The organism is Aquitalea magnusonii, from assembly GCF_002217795.2.
Lineage (GTDB): Bacteria > Pseudomonadota > Gammaproteobacteria > Burkholderiales > Chromobacteriaceae > Aquitalea > Aquitalea magnusonii_B.
This window is the reverse complement of sequence record NZ_AP018823.1, coordinates 4,311,474-4,336,802: the sequence shown is the minus strand read 5'-3', so window position 1 is coordinate 4,336,802 and position 25,329 is coordinate 4,311,474. Positions and strand designations below refer to the sequence as shown.

Annotated in this window: 15 protein-coding genes, 2 tRNA genes and 3 rRNA genes; 7 read left to right on the top strand and 13 right to left on the bottom strand. The window is 57.0% G+C overall.

Features of this window, described 5'->3' with window-relative positions:
* Nucleotides 1–165 precede the first annotated feature (165 nt).
* Both DLM_RS20375 and fghA read left to right on the top strand, forming a co-directional pair.
* On the top strand, nt 166–1,287 hold the full coding sequence (locus DLM_RS20375) for an S-(hydroxymethyl)glutathione dehydrogenase/class III alcohol dehydrogenase (protein WP_420000723.1): 1,122 nt from the start codon (nt 166–168) through the stop codon (nt 1,285–1,287).
* 219 nt (nt 1,288–1,506) lie between these two features.
* Nucleotides 1,507–2,340, top strand: coding sequence for an S-formylglutathione hydrolase (fghA, locus tag DLM_RS20370; RefSeq protein WP_420000722.1), 834 nt, complete (start codon nt 1,507–1,509; stop codon nt 2,338–2,340).
* Between the two features lie 63 nt (nt 2,341–2,403).
* On the opposite strand, the gene DLM_RS20365 is transcribed toward fghA, so the two are convergent.
* Nucleotides 2,404–3,771 carry a sodium:solute symporter gene (locus DLM_RS20365; RefSeq protein ID WP_089083081.1) on the bottom strand — a complete coding sequence of 456 codons (1,368 nt, stop codon included), beginning with the start codon at nt 3,769–3,771 and terminating at the stop codon, nt 2,404–2,406.
* 82 nt (nt 3,772–3,853) lie between these two features.
* Nucleotides 3,854–4,810: an agmatinase gene (speB, locus tag DLM_RS20360; RefSeq protein WP_089083082.1), complete on the bottom strand. Its 957-nt coding sequence runs from the start codon at nt 4,808–4,810 to the stop codon at nt 3,854–3,856.
* Between the two features lie 107 nt (nt 4,811–4,917).
* Between speB and DLM_RS20355 the strand changes: the two genes are divergently transcribed.
* Nucleotides 4,918–5,862 (top strand): LysR family transcriptional regulator, encoded by a 945-nt coding sequence (locus DLM_RS20355; RefSeq protein ID WP_231959920.1) that lies wholly within the window; start codon nt 4,918–4,920, stop codon nt 5,860–5,862.
* Between the two features lie 34 nt (nt 5,863–5,896).
* On the opposite strand, the gene DLM_RS20350 is transcribed toward DLM_RS20355, so the two are convergent.
* On the bottom strand, nt 5,897–6,646 hold the full coding sequence (locus tag DLM_RS20350; RefSeq protein WP_145985903.1) for an alpha/beta fold hydrolase: 750 nt from the start codon (nt 6,644–6,646) through the stop codon (nt 5,897–5,899).
* Nucleotides 6,647–6,763: 117 nt separating this feature from the next.
* Nucleotides 6,764–8,209: a coproporphyrinogen-III oxidase family protein gene (locus DLM_RS20345; RefSeq protein ID WP_089083094.1), complete on the bottom strand. Its 1,446-nt coding sequence runs from the start codon at nt 8,207–8,209 to the stop codon at nt 6,764–6,766.
* 306 nt (nt 8,210–8,515) lie between these two features.
* On the opposite strand from DLM_RS20345, the gene DLM_RS20340 reads away from it, so the two are divergent.
* Entirely contained in the window at nt 8,516–8,908 is a 393-nt protein-coding gene (locus tag DLM_RS20340) for a GFA family protein (protein ID WP_089083095.1), read from the top strand.
* A gap of 62 nt (nt 8,909–8,970) precedes the next feature.
* Here DLM_RS20340 and pdxH read toward each other — a convergent pair whose 3' ends face one another.
* Complete coding sequence (pdxH, locus tag DLM_RS20335; protein ID WP_089083084.1) at nt 8,971–9,612, bottom strand: pyridoxamine 5'-phosphate oxidase; 642 nt, start codon at nt 9,610–9,612, stop codon at nt 8,971–8,973.
* Nucleotides 9,613–9,783: 171 nt separating this feature from the next.
* Between pdxH and hemA the strand changes: the two genes are divergently transcribed.
* The 3 genes from hemA (at nt 9,784) to DLM_RS20320 (ending at nt 13,521) form a co-directional block, all read left to right on the top strand.
* A complete protein-coding gene (gene hemA / locus DLM_RS20330; RefSeq protein WP_089083085.1) occupies nt 9,784–11,037 on the top strand; it encodes a glutamyl-tRNA reductase in 1,254 nt (417 codons plus the stop codon).
* Complete coding sequence (gene prfA / locus DLM_RS20325) at nt 11,037–12,113, top strand: peptide chain release factor 1 (RefSeq protein ID WP_089083086.1); 1,077 nt, start codon at nt 11,037–11,039, stop codon at nt 12,111–12,113. The genes hemA and prfA overlap by 1 nt, the downstream gene beginning before the upstream one ends.
* 490 nt (nt 12,114–12,603) lie before the next feature.
* Nucleotides 12,604–13,521 carry a LysR substrate-binding domain-containing protein gene (locus tag DLM_RS20320; RefSeq protein WP_089083087.1) on the top strand — a complete coding sequence of 306 codons (918 nt, stop codon included), beginning with the start codon at nt 12,604–12,606 and terminating at the stop codon, nt 13,519–13,521.
* Nucleotides 13,522–13,536: 15 nt separating this feature from the next.
* Here the strand turns inward: DLM_RS20320 and DLM_RS20315 are convergent, their stop codons facing one another.
* The 8 genes from DLM_RS20315 to DLM_RS20280 all read right to left on the bottom strand — a co-directional run bounded on the left by DLM_RS20315 (nt 13,537) and on the right by DLM_RS20280 (nt 24,976).
* Nucleotides 13,537–17,370, bottom strand: a complete 3,834-nt coding sequence (locus DLM_RS20315; protein WP_167467178.1) for an ATP-binding protein — start codon at nt 17,368–17,370, stop codon at nt 13,537–13,539.
* A 25-nt stretch (nt 17,371–17,395) separates the two neighbouring features.
* Complete coding sequence (locus DLM_RS20310) at nt 17,396–18,142, bottom strand: response regulator (protein WP_089083089.1); 747 nt, start codon at nt 18,140–18,142, stop codon at nt 17,396–17,398.
* The gene (locus DLM_RS20305; protein WP_089083090.1) at nt 18,102–19,379 is read right to left on the bottom strand and encodes an EAL domain-containing protein; all 1,278 of its coding nucleotides are present in this window, start codon (nt 19,377–19,379) and stop codon (nt 18,102–18,104) included. The genes DLM_RS20310 and DLM_RS20305 overlap by 41 nt, the downstream gene beginning before the upstream one ends.
* Before the next feature lie 407 nt (nt 19,380–19,786).
* A 5S ribosomal RNA gene (rrf, locus tag DLM_RS20300) occupies nt 19,787–19,901 on the bottom strand.
* Nucleotides 19,902–20,047: 146 nt separating this feature from the next.
* Nucleotides 20,048–22,934, bottom strand: a 23S ribosomal RNA gene (locus DLM_RS20295).
* 285 nt (nt 22,935–23,219) lie between these two features.
* A tRNA-Ala gene (locus tag DLM_RS20290) sits at nt 23,220–23,295 on the bottom strand.
* Nucleotides 23,296–23,299: 4 nt separating this feature from the next.
* Nucleotides 23,300–23,376 (bottom strand) — tRNA-Ile (locus DLM_RS20285).
* 64 nt (nt 23,377–23,440) lie between these two features.
* Nucleotides 23,441–24,976 (bottom strand): 16S ribosomal RNA (locus DLM_RS20280).
* The 16S, 23S and 5S rRNA genes sit together here with 2 tRNA genes alongside, the layout of an rRNA operon.
* Between the last annotated feature and the right edge of the window lie 353 nt (nt 24,977–25,329).

The window sequence follows — 25,329 nt, the reverse complement described above, 5'->3', positions numbered from 1 at the left end:
AAAAAATCATTTACCGATTAGGCAGATTATCGGCAAAAACAGTCGCAATACAATGGCGCTTTACTGCTGCCTGCCAGCAGCCCTACTCAACCGCCCCGCACACCGCCGCATGCATGCCGTGGCGCGGGCGGATTACCCCGTCAGGAGATCGCCATGAGTCAAGACATCATCAAGTGCAAGGCTGCCGTTGCCTGGGCTGCCGGTCAGCCGCTGTCCATCGAGGAAGTGGAAGTGGCCCCGCCCAAGGCGGGTGAAGTACGGGTGAAGCTGGTGGCCACCGGCGTGTGCCATACCGATGCCTACACCCTGTCCGGTGCCGACCCGGAAGGCATCTTCCCCTGCATCCTGGGCCATGAAGGCGGCGGCATTGTGGAGTCGGTGGGCGAAGGCGTCACCAGCGTGGCGGTGGGCGATCATGTGATTCCGCTGTACACGCCGGAATGTGGCGAGTGCAAGTTCTGCAAATCCGGCAAGACCAATCTGTGCCAGAAAATCCGCGCCACCCAGGGCAAGGGCCTGATGCCGGACGGCACCACGCGCTTCTCCAAGGACGGCCAGCCCATCTACCACTACATGGGCACGTCCACCTTTGCCGAATACACCGTGCTGCCGGAAATTTCGCTGGCCAAGGTAAACAAGGCGGCACCGCTGGAAGAAGTGTGCCTGCTGGGTTGTGGTGTCACCACCGGCATGGGTGCGGTGGTGAATACTGCCAAGGTGAAGGCGGGCGATACCGTGGCCATCTTCGGCCTGGGCGGCATCGGCCTGTCGGCCATCATCGGCGCGCGCATGGCCGGAGCCAGCCGCATCATCGGCATCGACATCAATGAGAGCAAGTTCGAACTGGCGAAAAAACTGGGTGCCACCGACTGCATCAATCCCACGTTGTTCGACAAGCCGATTCAGGACGTGATCGTGGAAATGACCGATGGCGGCGTGGACTTCTCCTTCGAGTGCATCGGCAACGTCAATGTGATGCGCTCGGCGCTGGAATGCTGCCACAAGGGCTGGGGTGAGTCGGTCATCATCGGCGTGGCCGGTGCCGGTCAGGAAATCTCCACCCGTCCCTTCCAGCTGGTGACCGGCCGGGTATGGCGCGGCTCGGCCTTTGGCGGCGTGCGTGGCCGTTCCGAACTGCCCACCTATGTGGAGCGCTACCTGAAGGGCGAATTCCGCCTGGACGACTTCATCACCCACACCATGCCGCTGGAACAAGTAAACACCGCCTTCGAGCTGATGCATGAGGGCAAGAGTATTCGCTCCGTCATTCATTACGGCAAGGACTAAGACCCGCTAACAAAACCCCGGCCCCAGCGTTACGCCGCCTTGCGGTACGCCCTGTACTGTCTGCGGCGGCGCACCTTGGTCCGGGTTCTCTACGCGGTTTTGTTGGCGGTGCCAAGCGGCGCAGCCACAGGGACGCTGCGCTCTGCTGAGCCGCGCTTGGCGCCACCCTGCCGGGCCATGCTGTCGCTGGCCCGGCTTTTTCGGGAGACGGAAATGAATCTGGAAAACATCAGCAGCGCCATGTGCTTTGGCGGCTGGCACAAGCAATACCTGCACGATTCGGCGGTACTGGGCTGCCGCATGCGCTTTGCCATCTACCTGCCGCCGCAGGCAGCCCGCGGCGATAAGGTACCGGTGCTGTACTGGCTGTCCGGCCTGACCTGCACGGACGAAAACTTCATGCAAAAGGCCGGTGCGCAGCGTATTGCCGCCGAGCTGGGCATGGCCATCGTGGCCCCGGACACCAGCCCGCGCGGCGAGGGCGTGGCGGACGATGCGGCCTACGATCTGGGCCAGGGAGCGGGCTTTTACCTCAATGCCACCCAGGCACCGTGGAACCGCCATTACCAGATGTACGACTATGTCAGCCGCGAACTGCCGGCGCTGATTGAAACGCATTTCCCGGTCAGTCAACGCCGTGCCATTGCCGGCCATTCCATGGGTGGCCACGGTGCGCTGATCTGTGCGCTCAAGCGGCCACAGGATTATGTATCGGTCTCGGCCTTCAGCCCGATTGCCAACCCGGTGCATGTACCGTGGGGGCAGAAGGCCTTTGCCGCCTATCTGGGCGAAGACCGTCAGCAATGGCTGCAGTGGGATGCCTGCCACTTGCTGGGCCAGGTACAACAGATACCGCCGCTGCGGGTGGATATCGGCCTGGCCGATGGTTTTCTGGCAGAACAGCTCAAGCCGGAGGCGCTGGAACAGGCCGCCCGTGCTGGCGGCCATGCGCTGCAGTTGTTCCGCCACCCCGGTTATGACCACAGCTATTACTTCATTGCCAGCTTTATCGAGGAACAGCTGCGCTTCCATGCCGCGCATCTGGACTGCTGAACATGCAAAAACAGCCGGCGGTCTGTGACAGACTGCCGGCTGCAGGCACTAGATTTTCATCCTTCAGAAAGTGGCGGCCGTGTTGTGCTCCCTGCGGGTACACAGGCTGACCAGCACAAAGCTGAGTACGCTCACCACCAGGCTTTGATAGATCGGCAAATTGGAATCCAGACCGTAGCTGATCATGGCCATGATGGCGGTGCCACAGCCCAGCACCATGCTGCTGATGGCACCTGCCGTGGTGGCACGCGGCCAGAAGATGGCCCCCAGCAAGGGCACCAGCATGCCGGCCACCAGCAGGTTGTAAGCCAGGGTCAGCGCGCTGATCACGTCGCTGACCAGCATGGCCAACACCAGCACCAGCACGCCAACCAGCAGGGTGACAATGCGGTTGGTCCACAGGCTGCAACCGTCACGACCACTGAGGTCTTCGGTCAGCGTGGTGGACGCCGCCAGCAAGGCCGCACTGGCGGTGGACATCATCGCAGCCAGGGCGGCGGCAATCACCAGCCCGCGCACCCCGTCCGGCAAGCCTTCCTTCACCATGGAGGCAAAGGCATTGGCCGGCACCGCCAGGTCTGGCAGCAATACTTTGGTGGCCATGCCGATGGCAGCGCAAATCAGGCCGTACACGATGCAGTAAATCCCGGCAATACTGCCGGCATAGCGCGCCACGCCCTCACTGCGCGCGGTGAATACCCGCTGCCAGATGTCCTGGCCAATCAGGATGCCGAAGAAGTAGATGACAAAGTAGGTGATGATGGTTTCACCACCGATGGCGGTAAAACTGAAGTAGGACGCCGGCAGTTTGGCTGCCAGTTGCTCCCAGCCACCCACGCGGTACAGGCAGATGGGCAGCAGGATGAACATCAGGCCGATGGTCTTGATCATGAACTGCACGATGTCGGTCAGCGTCAGCGACCACATGCCGCCAACGGCGGAATACAGCACCACCACGCCGCCGCCGATCACCACCGCCAGCCAGAACGGCAGCTCGAACAAGACCTGCATCACGGTGGCAATGGCCAGTACCGAAGTCACGCTGATCATCACCGCATACATCAGCATCACCAGCGCGCTGGTGCGGCGTGCCAGGGTGTTGTAGCGGCGCTCCAGCACCTGGGTGACGGTAAACACCTTCAGCTTGAGCAGCGGCTTGGCCATGAACAGATTGAGCACCAGAATGCCGCACCCCAGTGCGGCACACAGCCAGAAGCCGGAAATGCCGTACACATAACCCAGCTTCACCGTCCCCACCGTGGATGCCCCGCCCAGTACGGTAGCGGCCATGGTGCCCATGTAAAAGCCCGGCCCCAGATTGCGCCCTGCCACCAGAAATTCCTCCCGGCTGGTGGCGCGGCGCATGCCCAGCCAGCCCAGCGCCAGCATGCCGGCGATATAAATGAACACGACAAAAATATCGAGTCCCATGGTTTGTCTCCTAAGTGTGCCTTTGTTGGCAATTGGCTATAAGGGTTTGATTGGCTGCTCTGTGGCAGCCTGGTTGGCATCATCAGCGGCGGATGGTCACGCCGGGTAATACACACAGCATCTCGAACAAGAGATTGGCCCCCAGCAAGGCGGTATTGCCGGTGGTGTCGTATGGCGGCGAGACCTCCACCAGGTCACAGCCCACCAGATTCAGGCCGTGACAACCGCGCACGATTTCCAGCGCCTGCACCGTGGTGAGGCCGGCCACTTCCGGCGTGCCGGTGCCGGGGGCAAAGGCCGGATCGATGCCGTCGATATCAAAGCTCAGGTACACCGGGCCGCTACCCAGTTGCTGGCGCACTTCCTGCATCAGCCCCTGCAGCGAACGGTTCCAGCACTCTTCCGCCGGCACCACGCGAAAACCCTGACGACGCGCCCAGTCGAAATCCTCGGCGGCGTAGCCACTGCCGCGCAGGCCGATCTGCACCACGCGTTCGGCAGCCAGCAGGCCTTCTTCCTGCGCACGGCGGAAAGTGGTGCCGTGGGCAATCTTCTCGCCAAACATGTCGTCATTGATGTCGGCATGGGCATCGACATGGATCAGCCCCACCGGACCATGCTTGGCCGCGATAGCGCGCAGGATGGGCAGGGTGACGGTGTGATCGCCACCCAGGCCCAGCGGAATCACATCATGCTGCAGCAGCTCGCGGTAGGCGGCCTCAATGCGCGCCACGCTGTCCAGCAGGTTGTAGGGATTGGTGGCGATATCGCCAATGTCGGCCACCTGCAGGCTGTCAAAAGGGGCGGCACCGGTTCCCATGTTGTAAGGGCGCAGCAGCACCGATTCATTGCGGATTTCACGCGGGCCAAAACGGGTGCCGCTGCGGTTGGAGGTGCCGATATCCAGCGGCAGGCCGACAAACACGGCATCCAGACCAGCGGCAGTTTCCACCTTGGGCAGGCGCATCATGGTGGCAATGCCGCCAAAGCGCGGCATGGCATTGCCGCCCAGCGGCTGGTTGCGTTCAGTGATAGACATGCAGACTCCTGAAACTGAGGTTGAACGAGGGCTCAGTCTATTCAGGCGGCAACTTGGGAAAAATCACCGTATTCCACTGTTTACATTGATAAATCTGAATGTGTGTAATGACAGGCCTGACCCACCGCCACCACCGGGAAAAAACCATGCTCAATACCCTGTCCAGCCTTGATTTACGCCTTATCAGGGTTTTTCGTGCCGTTGTCGATGCCGGCGGCATTTCGGCCGCCCAATCCACCCTTAACGTCAGCCAGTCCACCATCAGCAATCAGTTGGCCGCGCTGGAAACCCGGCTGGGCTACCGCCTGTGCGAGCGTGGCCGCGCCGGTTTTGCCCTCACTGCCAAGGGCAGCCAGCTACTCAATGCCAGCCGCCAACTGCTGGATGCCGCCGAGGCCTTCTGCGTGGAAGCACGGCAACTGGAACGCAAGCTGGTGGGACAATTAAGAATTGGTGTGGTGGGGCATACCACCATGCGGGCGCATGCACGGCTGTCGGAAACCATCCGGCGCTTTCGCCAGCGCGAAGAGGCAGTGGAACTGGTGCTGTCCATGCTGGCACCCGGCACCCTGGAAGAAGCGCTGATCAACGGCGAAATCCATATGGGCATCGGCTATTTCTGGCACCGCGCCCCCAGCCTGCAATACCTGCCGCTGTTCACCGAACACCAGTTGGCCTATTGCAGCCAGGAACACCCGTTATTCCAGCAGGCCGGCAATATGCCAGTGGAAGAAGCCGCCCGGCATGACTGGGCCTGGCGCAGCTACCCGCTGCCGGACATCCCGCTGCCGGTGGAAAACTGGCGCATCACCGCCCGCGCCGACAATATGGAAGCCATGGCCGTGCTGATTCTGTCCGGCCATCATCTGGGCTTTCTGCCGGAGCACTTCGCTCGCCCCATGGTGGAACAGGGCATGCTGCGGGCACTCAATGCGGCGCAGCTGTGCTACCACCCCACTTTTCACCTGGTGACACGGCAAAACGCCAGGCAAAGCGAGGTGGTCCGCGCCTTCACCCAGGATTTGCTGGCGGCACACCAGTTACCCAACTGAGCGGTACCGTCGGAGCCACATCCGCACAGCCAACTCAGTCCAGATCCAGCCAGTTGGCCACCCTGGGCCAGATCTCCAGTGCGGCACGGCGAGACAGCATGATGCTACCGTGGCGGTAACCCTGCGCAATACCCCCCTGCCCAGCCAGCAAATAGCGATGCTGCGGGCCCGACAAGGCCTGGAAGAAACGGCGGCAGGCCGCCGGAGGGGCAATAAAAGGGTCATGATCGGCACACACCGCCAGCACCGGATGCGGCAAATGTGCCAAGGCAGGCAGATAATCAAACCCATCCTGGCCAACAAACCGGCCTGCCAGATTCCAATCAAACCACTGCGACATCAGGTAAAACGGTTCATCCTGCACACCAATGCCCAGACGCTTGCCCGGTACTCGCCCCAGGCATGATGACAGCAGGCGGGCCGATCTCAGCAACAGGCGGCGCGAGGGCGATGGCGCGGCATGACACGCCTGACAGGCAAATAACACCAGCTTGCCAAACAGTGGCTGCCATTGCGGTTGGCGCAGCAGACACATCAACAGCGCCAGACCGCCGCCGCTGTGGGTAACCGCATGCAAGCTAACCACCTTTTCCCGCTGCTGCAGATAGTGCAACACGGCAGGAACGTCATATAAGGCAATGGTTTCAAAATCAAACTGCTCTACCGCTGGCGGGCTACTACCATGCCCCCGCCACTCCATCAGCCAGCAAGTGGCACCACGTTTGGCCAGATAATGCGCCAGCCCCAGGCAAATGCGTTTGTCGGAGAAGGTGCCATGCGTCATGAAAATATGGGCTGCCGTCAACGATATGGCTGGGCGTGGGCCCGTCACTTTCCAAAGTGAGACCTGCGCATTATCTGCGCTTGTGATGATGATGTGCTCCACTACGATTTCTTTCAATCATTCTATTGCAGCAATCGGAATGACTGCCTCCGGCTTGCTGATTTCCTGACTGAGCTGAAAAGCAAAAATCGCCTGAATCAGAGGAACATTAAACTCCCCTCTTCCAACCAAATAAAGCACATCATCCCGTACCACAATCCATTCCTTTTCCAACAATCCAGCAACGGTCAGCGCATATTCTGTCAAAAACTCACTCTCAAATACAGCCCGATAATCGGCCATATTCACGCTGAGCTCCTGCAACGCCTGAAATATCCAGCATAGCTTGACATCCTCGGGAGTATGAAAATACACACGCTCTATTGGCTTGCGGTGATCAGCTAGATCTTTCATATATGCTGCCAAATTTCTTTGGTTCATCGCCGAGAATGAATCTTTACCCCCGTCTGGCTGTAGACGGATATTGACCGCCGCATAACCTAACCCCCCCATATAACATTGGGAATCTGCCTCACTGCTAGAAAAAAGCTGCCTTAGGTTTTGTTCATACAGATATTCCCATGGTTTGGCATTTCCACGACTACTAGCAGACCTTCTCTCCCAGTCATAGGCAGTTTTTTGCACAAACCCCTCTTCCTGTAGAAATTGCTTTGCAACTTTATACATTTCATATTTTTCTTCTTGCGAAGGCAATATGGCCCGCTGTTTAGTAGCAAAATGGGAGCGCCCCGCAATATTCAACTCGTAATGCGTAATATGATGCACACCCGCAGCTGAAATTTTCCGCAACCCATCCAGCATGCTATCTATCGATTGCTCCGGCCATCCGTAAATCATATCCACATTACAACTGAGCCCATATTGATGAAACATTTCAATGGCATCAAACACCTGCCGGCTTGTTTGTTTTCTGCCACTATATTGAATCAACCTATCATCAAGCTGTTGGACACCCATGCTGACGCGATTAAACCCACTTTCATGAATAGCCTTAATTTTATCAGCCGAGAAAAGCTGAGGAATGCCCTCCAATGTTTTTTCAATATTTCTATCCATATCAGGAAACAAGGACTGAATTATCTTTATCAATTCATCATAATGCTGAGTAGCAAGCAGATTGGGGGTTCCACCGCCGACATACAAGGATGCAATCTTTGCCTGGCCGTATGTTTCTTTATACAAATCCGCTTCGATCGCCAAATAGTGCAAATATTGCGAAATGGCAGACTTGCCCTGATACGCAGTAGTAGGAAACAAGCAAAATCCACAGTGCGGAGGATCCGTTGGCAAGCAAAATGGTATGCCGATATAAAAATTGATGCTTGCCGATCGCTGTGCACTATTTTGCAAGGCTTGATCAAAGCGCGAACGATCAAACTGTGTCTTCCAATGCATCGGCGATGGATGTGCGTGCAGCACTTTATTCGCTATTGGGCGATCCACATTCTTATTGATGAAATCGTCAATCGTTTGACGAGACGGATGATTCACGGCGCTGCGCATACCCTTCTCCTTATATGACATAGAAATGACAATTAAAGATGGCTACGCCTCATTCTTCACAAACTCACCCTCAAAACAACCAGCGCAAAGGATAGTTTTTCCGAAAACATGCAGAAATAATCTTAGTCACACGATAGAATTTTCTGAAATTAATGCAAACAATCAAAATTTACATTGCCACATTTAAAGTTAAGCAATGCAAGCTGTTGCTAAAATAGATTAAATCGTCAGCAAGAAGCCTTTCGTTCAGCAAACACTCTTTAGTAAGCGATTTTGGAATTCAGATTTTTAGAGAAAGGGAAGATCATGATTAAAGGAAGCTGCTGCTGTGGTTCGATAAAATTTGAATTAACATCGCCACCGAGCATGATGGGTATGTGTCACTGCTCTCGTTGTCGAAAGCTAGGTGCAAGTGCACTAGTATTCACAGACAAGAAATTCTTTAATCTACTAGAAGGACAGGAGTTTATTGCACGTTACGTGCCTAATGCTCCATATAAATACATAAGAGCATTTTGTAAGATTTGCGGAACAGCCTTAGGCGAGATTGGTTCAGAAAACGACTCTTTTCCGATTCCAGCAAATTGCCTGGATGATGAGCCCGGCTTAGCAATGCAATTTCATGTCTTTGTCGGCTCCAAGCCCTCATGGTATGAAATTTGTGACAACGCGCAGCAGTTCCAGGAAAACCCAGAATAACAATAAAAAGAATTACCATTCTTTCGTCAAAAAATTGGGCGGCCAGTGGCCGCCCAATCCATTTACGGTGCCAGTCGCACGCGTTGCCAGCTGGCATCGGCTTGCAGCAGGTAGACCACGCGGTCGTGCAGTCGGCTGGGCCGGCCCTGCCAGAACTCCACCCGGTCCGGAATCACCGCATAGCCGCCCCAGTGCGGCGGGCGCGGCACGCTAAGCGGGTGCTTGACGCCAAACATGGCGGCGCGGCTGATCAGCACATTCTTGGAGCTGATTTCGCTGCTCTGCTCGCTGGCCCAGGCCCCCAGCCGGCTGGTATAGGGACGGCTGGCAAAATAGGCATCCGATACTTCCGGGGCCACCTGTTCCACCCGGCCCTCAATGCGTACCTGACGCTCCAGCTCGGGCCAGAAAAAGGTCAGCGAAACAAAGGGATTGGCCGCCAGTTGCTGCCCCTTGCGGCTGTGATAATTGCTGTAGAACACCAGTTGGCCGTTCTCCACGCCCTTGAGCAGCACGATGCGCGCCGTGGGGCGGCCATCTTCACCCACGGTGGCCACATTCATCGCCGTGGGTTCGTGTACCTGGGCGGTCATGGCTTCGTTCAGCCACAGCTCGAACTGCGCCACGGCATCAGGCAGGCAGTCTTCCGGCGACAATTCCTTTTTCGAATAATCCTGGCGGATATCGGCAAGATTCAGCGACATGCAGCTCTCCTGGTTCGGTCAGCCGCCATGGTAAGACAGAAGCCAGCCACACGGGTAGCCGCATCGCGGTTTCGGCAGGCAGGCGATGATGGCGGAAAAACCCCAGAGTTAGGGACGTTAGCTGTAACTTAGGCTAGAATACGGCATTTCCCCTGCAGCCCTTTTCCGCTCATGCATCTGGTTGCCTTTGGCCTGAATCACCATACCGCCCCGCTGTCGGTCCGCGAGAAGCTTGCCTTCCCGGCCGAAGTGTTGCCCAACGCACTGGAAAGCCTGGTGGGTTCGCAGGCGGCGCGTGAAGCAGCCATCGTTTCCACCTGCAACCGCACGGAAATCTACTGCAATAGCAACAACCCCGAGCAGGCTCTGCAATGGCTGTCGCACTATCACGGCCTGCCGGTGGAGGAATTGCGCCCCTATCTGTACCAACTGGATGCCAGCAGCGCCGCCCGTCATGCCTTCCGCGTGGCTTCGGGCCTCGATTCCATGGTGCTGGGGGAAACCCAGATCCTGGGCCAACTGAAAGATGCGGTACGTACCGCGGAAAATGTCGGCACCCTGGGTTCGCTGCTTAACGGCCTGTTCCAGCGCACCTTTGCCGTGGCCAAGGAAGTGCGCAGCAGCACCGCCGTGGGTTCCAGTTCGGTATCCATGTCCGCTGCGGCGGTGAAGCTGGCCGAGCAGATCTTCCCCACCATTGGCGAGCTGAACATCCTGTTCATCGGTGCCGGCGAGATGATCGAACTGGTGGCCACCCACTTTGCCGCCCGTGAACCCTCCTGTATCACCATTGCCAACCGCACGCTGGAGCGGGGGCAGAAGCTGGCGGAACAGTTTGGCGGCAATGCCATCACCCTGTCCGAGCTGCCCGATGTGCTGCACCGCTACGATGTGGTGGTCACCTCTACCGCCAGCCAACTGCCCATCGTCGGCAAGGGGCTGGTCGAGCGCGCCATCAAGGCCCGCCGCCATCGTCCCATTTTCATGCTGGACCTGGCCGTGCCGCGCGACATCGAAATCGAAGTGGGCAAACTGGACGATGTCTATCTGTATACCGTGGACGACATTGCCAGCATTGTGGAGGTGGGCAAGGAAGCCCGCCAAAGCGCGGCGGAAGAAGCCGAATCCATCATCCAGGCCCGCGTGGCCGAATTTAACGACTGGCTGAAAAAGCGCGAAACCGTGCCGCTGATCCGCGCCCTGCGCGACGAGGCCGAGCGCACCCGCCGCCACGCACTGGAAGCGGCCCTCAAGCAACTGGCCAAGGGCACGGAGCCGGAAAAAGTGCTGGAAAGCCTGTCACAGCAACTCACCAACAAACTGATGCACCCGCCCACCCAGGCCCTGTCCTCGGGCAGCGGCGCGGAGCATGCGGCCGTGGTGGAAACCATCGCCCGCCTTTACCGCTTACACCCGGAGTCGTAATGAAACCGTCGATTGCGACAAAACTGTCGCAGTTGGCCGATCGCCTGGAAGAAGTCACCCATCTTCTGGCCAGCGAGTCGGCCACTGCCGATATGGATCAGTTTCGCAAACTGACCCGTGAACATGCCGAGCTGACCCCGGTAGTGGAAACCTTCCAGCAATATCAGCAGTGCGAGAAGGATATCGCCACCGCGGGTGAAATGCTGTCCGACCCGGACATGAAAGAGTTCGCCCAACTGGAAATCGACGAAGGCCGGGAAAAATTGGCCGCCCTGGAGCTGGAGCTGCAAAAGCTGCTGCTGCCCAAGGACCCCAACGACGAAAAGAACATCTTCCTGGAAATCCGCGCCGGCACCGGCGGCGACGAAGCCGCGCTGTTTGCCGCCGACCTGCTGCGCATGTACACCCGCTTTGCCGAACGCAACCGCTGGCAGGTGGAAATCGTCTCCGCCAGCGAGTCCGACCTGGGCGGCTACAAGGAAGCCATCGTCCGCATCATCGGCTTTGGGGCGTATTCCAAGCTGAAATTCGAATCCGGCGGTCACCGCGTGCAGCGGGTGCCAGCCACCGAAACCCAGGGCCGCATCCACACCTCGGCCTGCACCGTGGCGGTGATGGCCGAAGCAGATGAATTGGTGGACGTGGTACTGAACCCGGCCGACCTGCGCATCGACACCTTCCGCGCCAGCGGTGCCGGTGGTCAGCACATCAACAAGACCGACTCCGCGGTGCGCATCACCCACCTGCCCACCGGCATTGTGGCGGAGTGCCAGGATGGCCGTTCGCAGCATGCCAACAAGGCCAGCGCCATGCAGGTGCTGGCGGCGCGCATCAACGACATCCAGCGCCGCGAGCAGCAGCAGAAGGAAGCGGCCGAGCGCAAGAGCCTGATTGGTTCGGGCGACCGCTCCGAACGCATCCGTACCTATAACTATCCGCAAGGCCGCATCACCGACCACCGCATCAACCTGACGCTGTACAAGCTGGATTATGTGATGGATGGCGATCTGGTCGAGCTGACCGACGCGCTGATTGCCGAGCAGCAAACCGAACTGCTGGCGGCGCTGGGCGACTGATCACCTCGCAAGCGGTTTGCCCCGCCGTACGCATCGTTGTACACTCGGACCCGGAAAAGCAGCCCTTGCCAGCAAGGAGCACGGACCAGATGGTCCAGCCGCTTTTTCTCCGAATCTTCAGGCCACGCAAGTGGCCTTTTTTCTTGTCTGCAGCGGACTCACAACTGGATGGAATAAAAAATCGGCCAGGTCACAGAGGCAGGACCCGGCCGTTCCCAACGTGGAGATGGGTGGAAAACCATGAGATGGCTGCCACCTGCACCAACGCGCAACACTGTGGCGGGGCGTTAGCGCATTGCTAGCAGATCAGCCATGCAAGCAAGACATTGCTTGCACAATAAAGCGGGGAATGCCTGCTTTGCGAAACAAAATGCTTCAACTCAAGACAATCAGGCTTTGCATTGAATTATCAATACAATAGCCACAAGGATAACCAGCCCCTGTCCGGCTGACAAAGCAGTTATAATCATGGCAGCTATGAATAAACAGCATGAATCCGATGAAACTGCCTCCCTTGAATGCGCTGCGTGTTTTTGTTGCCGCGGCTGAGCACCTGTCCTTTACCCGCGCAGCCGCCGCCCTGCATCTGACCCAGGGTGCGGTCAGCCGTCATGTACAGACGCTGGAGGAGTTCTACGGCACCAGCCTGTTCATCCGCCAGGCGCGCGGGCTGGCCCTCACCGCCGAAGGCGAGGCGCTGGTGAAACCGGCGCGTGATGCCTTCCAGTTGCTGCACGAGGCCAGCGAAATGCTGCGCCTGCGCCAGAGCGGGCTGCGGGTACGCATTCCGCCAACGCCGGCCATGCGCTGGGTGCTGCCCAATCTGCCGGACTTCCAGACCCGCTACCCGGAATACACCCTGCACCTGATCACCCAGCTGATCCACGACAAGCCATTCAACCGGGCCGAATACGACCTGGCCATCATCGGCATGCCGCGGCCCGAGGTGTACACCGACATGCGCATCGAGTGCATCTGCCGGGAAAAACTGGTGCCGGTTTGTTCACCGTCCCTGATGGTAGGCCCCCATCCTTTGCGCACGCCGGAAGATTTGCAGTACCACACCCTGTTGCATCCGTGGCGGGATCAGGATGTCTGGGACCGCTGGCTGAAGCTGGCCGGGGTGAGCAATATCAACCCGGAGAGCGGTGTGACTTTTGATGCGCTGGAATACGCGCTGCATGCCGCGGCAGCGGGCATGGGCGTGACGCTGGCACAGGTTTCCATGGTCAACGACGACATCCAGCGCGGACGGCTGGTGATTCCGTTTGATACCGTGCTGGAGACGGAGTGGGCGTATTACCTGATGTATTCGCACGAAATGGCGCAGCAGCCGAAAATCCGCGCCTTCCGCGACTGGCTGATTGCCACCCTGGAGCGCAGTGAGGCCATCAGCCGGACCATGTAGCCGCGGCCACGCCCATCACACGCTGGCCGTATCCTGCTGCTGCAGCCAGTGCTCGAATGCCGCCAGTGCCGCTTCCAGGCTGAGCAGCAGCGCCTGCGCCTGTGCCACCTCGCCAGCCTTGGCGGCCTTCTCCACCGCCTCCGCCGCATTACCCATTTCATTGGCCCCCACCATGCGGCTGGCACCCTTGATACGGTGCGCGGCCCAGGCCAGTTGCTCGGCACTGGCATCGCTGGCGGCCTGGCGCAATGCGGCCATATCTTCCTGATTAGCCTGCTCGAAATCGTGCAGGATCTCCAGTTCCACAGCCAGCTCACCATCGCTGTAGACTTCCAGCACAGAGCGATCAACCGGACAAGGCAAGGCCGGTACAGGGGTGTCGGGGGCAGGCAGCATGGTATTCTCCGGCGATTTGTTCAGCCATTTTTCCAGCATGGCGGCAAGAATATTGATGGCCAGCGGCTTGGTGAGGAAATCATCCATGCCAGCCGCACTGGTCTTGTTCAGCTCCTCCTGCCCGGCATTGGCTGTACAGGCAATAATGGGCAGATGGCCGCGCTCTGGATGCTCCGCCTCATAGGCCCGGATCAGACGCGCCAACTCATAACCGTCGGTCACCGGCATGTGACAGTCGGTCAGCAACAGGCTGTAGTGGCCGGCCTGCCACATGGCGTAGGCTTGGGCACCATCTTCGGCACACTCGGCGGTATAGCCCAGCTTTTCCAGCTGACGCAAGGTCAGCTTGCGGTTGGTCGGGTTATCCTCGGCAAAGAGGATGGGCAACAGCGCATCATACTGGCTGGTGCCAACGGCGGCGCTGCCTACTTCTTCGGCATCGCCGGCCGGCAGTTCGCTGATGTCCACGATATTGGCCACCAGCAGCAAGGAGGCGCGCGTTCCCTGTCCGGGCTGGCTTTCCAGCTCCACATGCCCACCCATCAGGCCGGCCAGCCGGCGGCAGATGGCCAGGCCCAGGCCGGTGCCGCCAAAGCGACGGCTGGTATCGGATTCGGCCTGGGTAAACGGTTCGAACAGACGTGACAGGTTTTCCGGTGAAATGCCGATACCGGTATCGATGATGTCAAAGCGCAGGGTCTGGGCAGAAAACTCCTGCTCCAGCACTTCCACATGCAGGGTAATGCCGCCATTGGCGGTGAACTTGACGGCATTGCTGACGAAATTCTGCAGGATCTGGCGCAGGCGCAAGGGGTCCAGCAACAGGGCGGGGGCCAGGCGTTCATCCACTTCCAGCTTGAGCTGCAGGCCCTTGGCTGCTGCGGTTTCAGCGTACAGCGTACGGACTTGTTCCAGCAGCGGTTTGACCGCAGTGGGGGTCAGTACCACTTCCAGCTTGTCCGCTTCGATCTTGGAAAAATCCAGGATGTCGTCAATCAGCCGCAGCAGGGTGCGCGCCGATTCCTGGATGGTATCCACGCTGTCCTTCTGCTCGGGGTTGAGCGGGGTCATGGCCAGCAGTTCCAGCATGCCCAGCACCCCGTTCATCGGCGTGCGGATCTCGTGGCTCATGGTGGCCAGGAAGGAGCTCTTGGCCCGGTTGGCGGCATTGGCCTGGTCACGCGCCATGCGCAGTTCAAACTCGGCCAGCTTGCTTTCGGTAATGTCCAGGCAGGCCAGGATGGTGCCCTCGCGCGGTCGATCCGGAAACAGCAGCATGCCTTCAAACAGCACCCAGATGGGGCGGCCATCGGCATTGATGCATTCCAGTTCGCAGCGCAGCTTGCTCTGGTACTGCACCATGCTGTTGAGCTGGCTGGTCAGATCGAACCAGCTTTGGTCCGAGGCCAGCAGCTCCATCAAGTGCATGCCAGGCAGGCTGTTGCCCCCGCGGCCGAAAATGTCTTCCGCCATGCGGTTGGCACGGACAATCTGCATTTGCTCATTCAGGCGCAGCAAACCAATAGGCGAGGCGGAGTAAATGGCCTCTTCTTCTTGCAATACCGACCGCAGCTGGGATTCGGACAGCTTGCGGCGATCTTCTTCATCAAAGAAACCAAGAATGTTGGCATAAGCCCCTACCAATGGCTGTATGCCTTTTCCCAGCAAGGTAAGGTCTGGCTGCAACAGGCAGATCAGCGCCGAGACATCGTCATCCATCGACACCGGCAGGGTAATCCAGGGTGGCATCTCGGCCAGGCGCTGCAGCAGCCAGGTCAGCGGTTCTGCTTCGTGTGCCACGGTTTCCAGCGGCGGCAGCGTATCAGGCCAGTTACCGGCTTGCAGGTGGATTTCAAAACGGTCATCCGGGAATTCGGCCAGCACCAGCATGAAGCCCTGTTCGGCCCGGCTGAAGCGGATGAACTCCTGCAGCAGTCGATCCAGTACTTCATTGCGCGGCCAACGGCTGAGCATGAGGTTTTCCACATGGGAAATGGCGGACAGCATGCTCAGGTTGTGTTCCAAGGAATGCTCGGCAATGCGGCGCTGATGCTCGTCCCGCACAATCAGCATGAATTCCTTGCCGGTATCGGTGCTGCGGAAGGTGCTGACGGTGATGCCGGCAAAAAACAGCTCGCCATTCAGCTTGATGCCTTCGCCCTGCAAAGTCTGGCTACCCTGTTCGCTGACCACCTGCAGGGTATCTGCCAGGGCCTGCGGTAGCTGTAGCAACTGGCTGATCTGCTGGCCTTCCAGCGTTACCCGCCCATTGCCGAACAGGCGTTGCGCACCGGCATTGGCCGACAACACCACGCCATGCTGATTGATGGTCATGATGGCATCGCCCGCGGCATCCAGCATGCGTTGCAGACGGTTCAGCGGCTTGAGGACGCGCTTGGTCATGCTGTAGAGCAAAATCAGCCCCAGTGCCAGGATGGCGATGCCCAGCAGGCTGTCATGAATCAGCTGGCGGCGGTAATCCTGCAAGGCTTGCTCAATCTGCTGGGCGCACAACCGATTGGTGTGCAGGAACAGGGCCCAGCTTTCCTGCTGTACCTGCTCTACCTGTTGCTGCATGGCCGGCTGCATGCTGGCCAGCCGTTGATGTGCCTGCAGCAAGGTCAGTTGCTGCTTGTTCAGCATATGCAGTTGCAGCGCGGCATCCGAGATCCGGCGCAGGCTGGCCAGCAGTTCGCGGTCATCAATATGGGCGGCATCAGCGCGCAATTGCTGCAACATCAGGTTGCTCAGATCCAGCCGGGACTGCAGGTCCATCTCCTCGGTTTCACTCAGCGGGGCATCACGCTCGCTACGCAGTAGCAGTGCAGCCGCAGAGGAACGCAGCACATGGCCTATGCTCCAACTGTCCTGAGCGATATCCATCATGATGTACAAGCCCGGCGGGGCATTCCACTTTATCTGCCCGTTCATGCCGATCAATACATCGTTGATGGCATCTTGCAAATGGCGTGACGACAGTTCCTCGCCATAGCCCAGCGTTTCATCCACCCCCCAGGCAGGGCCGATGCGCATGTCAATTTCGGCGCGCAGGGAATGAAAGCTTTCCAGTTGCAGGGCCACATCCGCCAGCTTGGCCCGCTGCTCAATGACAATATCCTGTTGCCCGGCCGCCATGGCCTGGTTCATCCAGTAATCGGCCTGCGAACGCAGCAAGGCCAGTTGGCTGCGCTCTTTCGGGTAGGGGGGCGTGTTGCGGTACAACAGGCTGCGGCTGAGAATGGCTTCACGACGCAACAGGTCTGCGGCGGTGTAGAACTTGGTGCGCACCTGATGCACTTCGGACAGGGCCACCGCCTGTTGGTAATGCTGCCACGATGCCAGCAGCAGCCTGGCAACCCAGCCAATCTGGAAAATACCCAGCAGGACCACAATGGCGATCACCGCCCGGCCAATCGCCAGCGTCTGGCTTGCCTTGTTGTTGGTATTGGCCATCTTGTCTCCCTGCATGCGCACTTACTCAGCCGGGATGGTTGCTGGCATCCACGGCATGGCCATCATCCACAGCCGGCTCATGCGCAATTTCGATCACCAGTTGATGTACGCCGTAACGGTCACTGAAATTACGCAATACCGCCAGCTGGTTGGCGGAAATGCTGGCACCACGCGGCAGCAACAAATGTCCGGACTTGCTACGCAAATCCTCTGCCAGAACCGAACCGGGTTTGGCACTATGCAGGGTCACCGTTTCATACGGCACATCCGGCAGATCTTCCGGCCGCAGCTCGAACAATCTGCGGAATACCTTCTTGTCGTAGTCGGTTCCGGTATCCACGCCGTAATAGCTGAAAGGATCCACTTCCGGACGGGTACGGCGCAGCGCCTGGGTGATTGCCTTTTCCACATCCACCGGCTTGGGCGGCTTAACGACAAAGCCATCCGCATGCAGTTGCACGGCCACGGTGACATTGCTGCGGTCGGCATGACCGGACAGAATGATGAACGGCAGGTTGGATGCATTGGCGGTATGTCCGCACCGCAGCTCCTTCAGCAGATCCAGCCCGTTCATCGGCTTCATTTCCACATCACACAGCACCAGATCCACCATGCGCATATCCAAGGTACGCATCGCGGTACTGCCGTCAGGTGCCTGCGAAATGTTCTCCGACCGGATACCCATGGACTGCAAGGACTGGCTGACCAGCGTCCTGACCAGTGACTGATCATCAACGACCAGTATTTTGAGCTTTTCCATCTCGACCGACATGATTCACCCCTTGCATGTCATCACATATTGCGCCGCCGGTCTGGCTCGCTGGCATGCCGGCAGTCTGCTGTTGTGCTAGATAAGATGATAGTTCGTCCACACCCAGCTGCAGTGCAATCTGCTCTCCACAGACACCGCACTGTGCATGGCCGGCGGCCATCACGGCCTCCAGTTCGGATTCGCCATCGACATGACTGATGATCAACTGTGCCTGCTCCACCCCACTGCACTGCAGCAAGGCAGCCACATCGTGCTGCGGTGCTGGCAGTTGCTTCAGGGTGGAAACCGGCAGGCACAGCCCCTGCAGCGGTAAACGCAGCAGATTGCTGACGGTCAGCCTGCCCGCACCCAGTTGATCCGCCAGCAAGGGAAAACCAAAATACTTCAGCTTGGCAATATTTTCGAAGCACACCGGCGAGCTGCCAGCATGCAAACCATCCTCCAGCATGAAGCCTATCTGCCCGCAGGACAGACCATGCTGGCGCAACAAGGCACTATAGCGGTCAAACAGGTTTTCATGGGCCAGGCAGCTGGTATCGAGATAAAAGCTGAACAAGACGCCTTGCCGCCACGATTGGGGAATGTTGACCAGTACCTGTACCAGCCGCTCCATTACCATTTCCAGAATCAAGACGGGCAATTGCGGATTGACGGCCAGCCTGCGGTAAAAGGCCGCATCCAGTGACAAGTAGCCATGGGGCAAACGCATACCTGCTACCTGCATGCCGCGCAGCTCGCGTCCTAGCAGCCCCAGCACCGGGCGGAACTCCAGCGATAGCGGCTGAGCAGCACAGTCCTGCCACAACTGCTGCGGGTTTAGTGCCAGCGCGGCATCACGCTGCTCCATATCGAAAAACACCGCATTCAAACAATGCAGGAACTGGTCGATACTGTAAGGCTTGCACAGAAAATGCACACTGCGCATCCCCTGCCCGCGAGCCATGTCAGCAATGGTGTGCAGTGTACGGGGGTCATAGCCGGAAATGATCAGCAAGGACGCCCGACAGCCGATGGCGCTGAGATTCTTGATAAAGTCGATACCGCTCATGCCAGGCATGCCGATATCGGTAATGATCAGGTCATAGCTGGTTTCCGCAGCGCTACGCAGCGCTTCTGCCGGATCACTGAACTCATCAATCTGAGTAGCCTGACGACTGAAAAAACCGGTCTGGCGTGAAATCAGCTTACGCAAGATAACCTGATCTTCCAGAATAAGCAGTTTGATTGGCTGCTGCATGATGCTATTCCTTGGCAAATCCCACCCAGATGACAGTACCGGCAACAATTCGATTATTTACGCTTTTGGTATAGCAGTTTGCCAACTATCGAAGCAAGCATTACCCCAGGAATTCTTGATAAAAATACGACCGGATTAAACAAACAACCAAAATCAGCCGTACTCAGCGATATTTCATCCGCAATCCGCCAAAAAACTTATTTTAATTGTCAATAAAAGCACTCAGACAAATTAAAAGACATCAGCATTGCAGGTGTGTGCCCAGCACAAGCACAGATGAGCAATGGCAGGAGCAGCAGAAAGGGAAGAAGGAAGGAGGGGAAGCACCGCAAATGTGCAGTCGCAGGGCATGCCCGCACCACAAAGCACAAAGCCCAGCTCGATTGAGCTGGGCTTCTGTAAGGGGAGTCTGGCAGTGTCCTACTTTCACATGGCGAATGCCACACTATCATCGGCGCTAAGGCGTTTCACGGTCCTGTTCGGGATGGGAAGGCGTGGGACCACCTCGCTATGGCCACCAGACATAAACTGTCAACAAACTTGAAGAAGCTTTGTCATCCAGACTTCGTCTGAATCACTGAATTAATTAGGTATCTTATCTTGGATCTTTGATCGCGTCGCACATTCACTATCCATCCGGTCTCGGTTTCCCAAGCCACTCAAATGATAGGATCAAGCCTCACGAGCAATTAGTATCGGTTAGCTTAACGCCTCACAGCGCTTCCACACCCGACCTATCAACGTCCTGGTCTCGAACGACTCTTCAGGAGGGTCTAGCCCTCAGGGAAGTCTCATCTTCAGGCGAGTTTCGCGCTTAGATGCTTTCAGCGCTTATCTCTTCCGAACTTAGCTACCCGGCAATGCCACTGGCGTGACAACCGGTACACCAGAGGTTCGTCCACTCCGGTCCTCTCGTACTAGGAGCAGCCCCCGTCAAACTTCCAACGCCCACTGCAGATAGGGACCAAACTGTCTCACGACGTTTTGAACCCAGCTCACGTACCACTTTAAATGGCGAACAGCCATACCCTTGGGACCGGCTACAGCCCCAGGATGTGATGAGCCGACATCGAGGTGCCAAACACCGCCGTCGATGTGAACTCTTGGGCGGTATCAGCCTGTTATCCCCGGAGTACCTTTTATCCGTTGAGCGATGGCCCTTCCATTCAGAACCACCGGATCACTATGTCCTGCTTTCGCACCTGCTCGACTTGTCGGTCTCGCAGTTAAGCTACCTTTTGCCATTGCACTATCAGCACGATTTCCGACCGTACCTAGGTAACCTTCGAACTCCTCCGTTACACTTTGGGAGGAGACCGCCCCAGTCAAACTGCCTACCATGCACTGTCCCCGATCCGGATAACGGACCAAGGTTAGAACCTCAAAGGGGTCAGGGTGGTATTTCAAGGTCGGCTCCACAGGAACTAGCGTCCCTGCTTCAAAGCCTCCCACCTATCCTACACAAACCACTTCAAAGTCCAATGCAAAGCTACAGTAAAGGTTCACGGGGTCTTTCCGTCTAGCAGCGGGGAGATTGCATCTTCACAAACACTTCAACTTCGCTGAGTCTCAGGAGGAGACAGTGTGGCCATCGTTACGCCATTCGTGCGGGTCGGAACTTACCCGACAAGGAATTTCGCTACCTTAGGACCGTTATAGTTACGGCCGCCGTTTACTGGGGCTTCGATCAAGAGCTTGCACCCCATCACTTAACCTTCCAGCACCGGGCAGGCGTCACACCGTATACGTCCACTTTCGTGTTGGCACAGTGCTGTGTTTTTGATAAACAGTCGCAGCCACCGATTCTCTGCGACCTGTCGTAGCTCCCACCGCAGGGTGTTCACCACAACAGGCATACCTTCTCCCGAAGTTACGGTATCAATTTGCCGAGTTCCTTCTCCTGAGTTCTCTCAAGCGCCTTAGAATTCTCATCCTGCCCACCTGTGTCGGTTTGCGGTACGGTTCTTGTGTAGCTGAAGCTTAGTGGCTTTTCCTGGAAGCGTGGTATCAGTCACTTCAGGTCCGTAGACCCTCGTTATCACTTCTCGGCGTTAAAGAAGGGCGGATTTGCCTACCCTTCACGCCTACCGGCTTGAACGACCTATTCCAACAGGCCGCTGACCTAACCTTCTCCGTCCCCACATCGCACTACACAAAAGTACGGGAATTTTAACCCGTTTCCCATCGACTACGCTTTTCAGCCTCGCCTTAGGGGCCGACTCACCCTACGCCGATGAACGTTGCGTAGGAAACCTTGGGCTTTCGGCGAGCGGGCTTTTCACCCGCTTTATCGCTACTCATGTCAGCATTCGCACTTCTGATATCTCCAGCATCCCTTACGAGACACCTTCACAGACCTACAGAACGCTCCCCTACCATCTGCACTTACGTGCAAATCCGCAGCTTCGGTTATCAGTTTGAGCCCCGTTACATCTTCCGCGCAGGACGACTCGACCAGTGAGCTATTACGCTTTCTTTAAATGATGGCTGCTTCTAAGCCAACATCCTGGCTGTCTGGGCCTTCCCACTTCGTTTACCACTTAACTGATCATTTGGGACCTTAGCTGGCGGTCTGGGTTGTTTCCCTCTTGACGATGGACGTTAGCACCCACCGTCTGTCTCCCATGCTCGCACTTTCCGGTATTCAGAGTTTGCCATGGTTTGGTAAATCGCAATGACCCCCTAGCCATAACAGTGCTTTACCCCCGGAAGTGATACATGAGGCACTACCTAAATAGTTTTCGGGGAGAACCAGCTATCTCCGAGTTTGTTTAGCCTTTCACCCCTATCCACAGCTCATCCCCTAGTTTTGCAACACTAGTGGGTTCGGACCTCCAGTGCGTGTTACCGCACCTTCATCCTGGCCATGGATAGATCACTCGGTTTCGGGTCTACGCCCAGCAACTAAAGCGCCCTATTCGGACTCGGTTTCCCTACGCCTCCCCTATGCGGTTAAGCTTGCTACTGAACGTAAGTCGCTGACCCATTATACAAAAGGTACGCAGTCACCCCTTGCGAGGCTCCCACTGTTTGTATGCATCCGGTTTCAGGTTCTATTTCACTCCCCTCCCGGGGTTCTTTTCGCCTTTCCCTCACGGTACTGGTTCACTATCGGTCGATCACGAGTATTTAGCCTTGGAGGATGGTCCCCCCATCTTCAGACAGGATTTCGCGTGTCCCGCCCTACTTTTCGTATGCTCAGTACCAAGAATGAAATTTCGTGTACGGGGCTATCACCCACTATGGCGGACATTTCCAGGTCCTTCCACTATCTCAATCTCTATCACATACAGGCTATTCCGCGTTCGCTCGCCACTACTGACGGAATCTCGGTTGATTTCTTTTCCTCGAGTTACTTAGATGTTTCAGTTCACTCGGTTCGCTTCCACAGACCTATGTATTCAGTCTGGGATACCCTTGCGGGTGGGTTTCCCCATTCGGATATCGCGGGATCAAAGCTCTATTGCCAGCTCCCCCGCGCTTTTCGCAGGCTTACACGTCCTTCATCGCCTGTGATCGCCAAGGCATCCACCAGATGCACTTAGTCGCTTGACCCTATCATTTCAGTAACCTGAGTTACCAATCCGACAGGATTGTGTTTGTGCGACATGTCACACCGCCCCTTTTGTGATGGCGACATGACATTAGATACAATCAAATTCCCAAGATGACGATTTGTCCTGCATGCAGAGTTAACTTCATGCATTTCATTTCGCCGTCTAATTAATTCGGCTTCTTCAGTTTGTTAAAGATCGGGCGTTCGACCTTGCGGTCAATTCAACGCAAACAAAAAGATACCCGGAAACAACGTTTCCAGATGCGTTTTTGTTTGAGTTGAGGTGGTGGAGGATGACGGGATCGAACCGACGACCCCCTGCTTGCAAAGCAGGTGCTCTCCCAACTGAGCTAATCCCCCAAACTGGTGGGTCTGGAAGGACTCGAACCTTCGACCCCTGCGTTATCAACACAGTGCTCTAACCAGCTGAGCTACAAACCCAGTCAAACCCTTAAAATCTCGAATAACCGATAGGCTGTGAATACTTGACGATCGCCTTCTCTAGAAAGGAGGTGATCCAGCCGCAGGTTCCCCTACGGCTACCTTGTTACGACTTCACCCCAGTCATGAATCCCACCGTGGTAAGCGGCCTCCTTACGGTTAGCCTACCCACTTCTGGTGAAACTCACTCCCATGGTGTGACGGGCGGTGTGTACAAGACCCGGGAACGTATTCACCGCAGCATGCTGATCTGCGATTACTAGCGATTCCGACTTCACGCACTCGAGTTGCAGAGTGCGATCCGGACTACGATCGGTTTTATGAGATTGGCTCCACCTCGCGGCTTGGCTACCCTCTGTACCGACCATTGTATGACGTGTGAAGCCCTGGTCATAAGGGCCATGAGGACTTGACGTCATCCCCACCTTCCTCCGGTTTGTCACCGGCAGTCCCATTAGAGTGCTCAACTAAATGGTAGCAACTAATGGCAAGGGTTGCGCTCGTTGCGGGACTTAACCCAACATCTCACGACACGAGCTGACGACAGCCATGCAGCACCTGTGTTACAGCTCCCTTTCGGGCACCAATCCATCTCTGGAAAGTTCTGTACATGTCAAGACCAGGTAAGGTTTTTCGCGTTGCATCGAATTAATCCACATCATCCACCGCTTGTGCGGGTCCCCGTCAATTCCTTTGAGTTTTAACCTTGCGGCCGTACTCCCCAGGCGGTCAACTTCTCGCGTTAGCTACGCTACCAAGGATTCAAACCCCCAACAGCTAGTTGACATCGTTTAGGGCGTGGACTACCAGGGTATCTAATCCTGTTTGCTCCCCACGCTTTCGTGCATGAGCGTCAGTGTCATCCCAGGGGGCTGCCTTCGCCATCGGTATTCCTCCGCATCTCTACGCATTTCACTGCTACACGCGGAATTCTACCCCCCTCTGACGCACTCTAGCTGTGCAGTCTCCAATGCAGTTCCCAGGTTAAGCCCGGGGCTTTCACATCAGACTTACACAACCGCCTGCGCACGCTTTACGCCCAGTAATTCCGATTAACGCTTGCACCCTACGTATTACCGCGGCTGCTGGCACGTAGTTAGCCGGTGCTTATTCTTCAGGTACTGTCATCCCCCAGCGATATTAGCGCTAGGAATTTCCTCCCTGACAAAAGTCCTTTACAACCCGAAGGCCTTCTTCAGACACGCGGCATGGCTGGATCAGGCTTGCGCCCATTGTCCAAAATTCCCCACTGCTGCCTCCCGTAGGAGTCTGGGCCGTGTCTCAGTCCCAGTGTGGCGGATCATCCTCTCAGACCCGCTACTGATCGATGCCTTGGTGAGCCTTTACCTCACCAACTAGCTAATCAGACGTCGGCCGCTCAAATAGCGCAAGGTCTTGCGATCCCCTGCTTTCCTTCTCAAAGCGTATGCGGTATTAGCTATCCTTTCGGATAGTTATCCCCCACTACTCGGCACGTTCCGACGCATTACTCACCCGTTCGCCACTCGTCAGCGGAGCAAGCTCCCTGTTACCGTTCGACTTGCATGTGTAAAGCATGCCGCCAGCGTTCAATCTGAGCCAGGATCAAACTCTTCAGTTCAATCTCATAGCAAATTTTCTGGCACGCAAGATCAAAGAAAATAACAAGTATTTCTTGTCTTGCAGTGCAAGTATTTGGCTTTCGCCAAGCACTCACACCTATCGGTTATTCTGTTTTTTAAAGAGCGGTGCAGGTCGCTGCGTTTCGTTTCCGTCGCTGCGTTGTCTGCTGAGGAGGCGAACTATACCGCCCTGACCCACCCTCGTCAACACTTTGTGCGAAGCAATCTGCAGGATTTGCCAAAATTCCGTCCCGCAGACCGCTAAGTCACTGAACGGTAATGCTTTATGAAATACGGGTTTGATGACTGTTTTGCTGCGCATGCACAGTCAGCGATGCACTGGCGTCCAGCC

Bases quoted from the DNA above. Each gene is read 5' to 3' on its own strand.
- DLM_RS20365 (WP_089083081.1), bottom strand. From the start codon at position 3,771: ATGGGACTCGATATTTTTGTCGTGTTCATTTATATCGCCGGCATGCTG.
- speB (WP_089083082.1), bottom strand. From the start codon at position 4,810: ATGTCTATCACTGAACGCAACCAGCCGCTGGGCGGCAATGCCATGCCG.
- DLM_RS20355 (WP_231959920.1), top strand. From the start codon at position 4,918: ATGACAGGCCTGACCCACCGCCACCACCGGGAAAAAACCATGCTCAAT.
- DLM_RS20350 (WP_145985903.1), bottom strand. From the start codon at position 6,646: ATGACGCATGGCACCTTCTCCGACAAACGCATTTGCCTGGGGCTGGCG.
- DLM_RS20345 (WP_089083094.1), bottom strand. From the start codon at position 8,209: ATGCGCAGCGCCGTGAATCATCCGTCTCGTCAAACGATTGACGATTTC.
- DLM_RS20340 (WP_089083095.1), top strand. From the start codon at position 8,516: ATGATTAAAGGAAGCTGCTGCTGTGGTTCGATAAAATTTGAATTAACA.
- pdxH (WP_089083084.1), bottom strand. From the start codon at position 9,612: ATGTCGCTGAATCTTGCCGATATCCGCCAGGATTATTCGAAAAAGGAA.
- hemA (WP_089083085.1), top strand. From the start codon at position 9,784: ATGCATCTGGTTGCCTTTGGCCTGAATCACCATACCGCCCCGCTGTCG.
- prfA (WP_089083086.1), top strand. From the start codon at position 11,037: ATGAAACCGTCGATTGCGACAAAACTGTCGCAGTTGGCCGATCGCCTG.
- DLM_RS20320 (WP_089083087.1), top strand. From the start codon at position 12,604: ATGAATCCGATGAAACTGCCTCCCTTGAATGCGCTGCGTGTTTTTGTT.
- DLM_RS20315 (WP_167467178.1), bottom strand. From the start codon at position 17,370: ATGGCCAATACCAACAACAAGGCAAGCCAGACGCTGGCGATTGGCCGG.
- DLM_RS20310 (WP_089083089.1), bottom strand. From the start codon at position 18,142: ATGTCGGTCGAGATGGAAAAGCTCAAAATACTGGTCGTTGATGATCAG.
- DLM_RS20305 (WP_089083090.1), bottom strand. From the start codon at position 19,379: ATGCAGCAGCCAATCAAACTGCTTATTCTGGAAGATCAGGTTATCTTG.